The organism is Porphyromonas sp. HMSC065F10 (genome assembly GCF_001808555.1).
In the GTDB taxonomy this organism is placed as follows: domain Bacteria; phylum Bacteroidota; class Bacteroidia; order Bacteroidales; family Porphyromonadaceae; genus Porphyromonas_A.
The window spans coordinates 1-1,514 of the sequence record NZ_KV793778.1 but is presented as its reverse complement, the minus strand read 5'-3'; the positions used below and the strand labels follow the sequence as shown (position 1 = coordinate 1,514).

The window sequence follows — 1,514 nt, the reverse complement described above, 5'->3', positions numbered from 1 at the left end:
GGCATTCTGCAAAGTCCCTGCCGAAAAAGCGGCGCTTTTTAGGCGAAAGACCTTTTTGCAAAGGTCTTTGATAGGCTTGATCATGCGAGGGTGCGAACCGCCGGGGCGAGGACCTCGCTGACGATGCGGTCGGTCATCCGGTGCTCGCCGTCAAAGGAGGCGGTGCAGGCGGTGCCGTAGTGCTGCTCAAAGTCGCTCCTGCAGTCGACGGTGGTGTCTCGGGTGCCGAAGAAGCCAAGGATCGGCTCCGCTCGGCCGTCGCGGTCGCGCAGGTGGTCCCACTGCCGCTGCTCCGCCTCGCGGAAGTGGCGGATGATCTCGTCGGTGATCTCAAAGGTGGTCTCCCCATTGAGCCGCGGCTGGAGGTAGTGGTACTGCCCGACGTGGAGGATCTCGGGCATCTCGGAGAGGTGGAGGGCGGGATTGACCGCTATGCGGCGGTAGCCGACCATCTGGTGGGCGTAGAAGGCACCGAGGCTGGTGCCGAGGACAACGTCCGGCCGGAGCTCGGCGCAGAGGGCGCGGAGGAAGGAGAGCGCCTCGAGGGGGTCCTGCGGGATGTCGGGTGCCTCCACGCGCCAGTCGGGGAGGCACCGGCGGAAGCGCCCCACGGTGGCGGTGCCGGCGCCGGACTGAAAGCCGTGGAAGTAGATCAGTGTTTTCATCATCAGAGTAGTGGGGTCATGTAGAGCGGCAGGAAGGTGATCCCCTCCTCGCTGATCCGCAGGTCCGCCGGGTGGATGACGTACGGGGTCGCCAGGTGTTGTTTCATTGCTTTTCAGCTAGTACGGTCTCGTCTTTTGAGATCCCTTTCATTATCGCATCCCATTCGTCATCAAAGGACATGGAGCGGTGGTGTAGCTCCTGGTCTTGGATGTAGTGATAGCAACTATCCACTTGAGACCTACCTAAGCTCTGCACGTAGTACCCGGATTGCCACTTAAATTTTCCGCCAAAGCCATAGTTTTGATTTAGTACTTTGTTTGTAGACTTTTTTAGCTCGCGTACAAAGTCAGACATCAGGAATGAGGGGCTGCTCACGTGGATAAGCATATGTATGTGATCAGGCATCCCATTCACGATGATTAGATGAGCATGGTTGTTTTTGACAAAAGCAACCATATACCTGAGGATATTTGTCTTGAGATCTCCCTCAAGAAATCTCTGTCGGTCCTTGGTAGAGAAGACAATGTGGTAGAATGCTGAGAAGTAGGTGTTGCGATTGTACTCCATAAAAGTCTTGTTTTCCCAAAGGTAGTCATTTTTGCAGCTTATAGGTAGGATACGATGTTGGCGGGTACGCCATCGTGGGGGTATTGCCGCATCCGAAGGATGCCCGCTCCATAGGCATCGGTCGAGCCACGTAGTGGCGAAGACCGATGTACAAGCGTATGCATTATGCCTCGACCCCTTGCGGGTCACCGGGAGGGGATGTCTGCTCGGCGACCCGCAAGGGGTCGAGGTGATAGGGGTGGGTTGCTACACATCGGTCACCGCTTCGCGGATGACCGATG

General features: G+C 57.1%; 2 protein-coding genes. Both read right to left on the bottom strand.

The genetic code is table 11. From position 1 onward, the window contains the following. Positions 1-80 precede the first annotated feature (80 nt). Positions 81-668, bottom strand: coding sequence for a YqiA/YcfP family alpha/beta fold hydrolase (locus HMPREF2890_RS04030; RefSeq protein WP_070465773.1), 588 nt, complete (start codon positions 666-668; stop codon positions 81-83). Positions 669-768: 100 nt separating this feature from the next. Then, positions 769-1,233, bottom strand: a complete 465-nt coding sequence (gene tnpA, locus HMPREF2890_RS04025; protein WP_070465770.1) for an IS200/IS605 family transposase — start codon at positions 1,231-1,233, stop codon at positions 769-771. Positions 1,234-1,514 lie beyond the last annotated feature (281 nt).

Bases quoted from the DNA above. Each gene is read 5' to 3' on its own strand.
- HMPREF2890_RS04030 (WP_070465773.1), bottom strand. From the start codon at position 668: ATGATGAAAACACTGATCTACTTCCACGGCTTTCAGTCCGGCGCCGGC.
- tnpA (WP_070465770.1), bottom strand. From the start codon at position 1,233: ATGGAGTACAATCGCAACACCTACTTCTCAGCATTCTACCACATTGTC.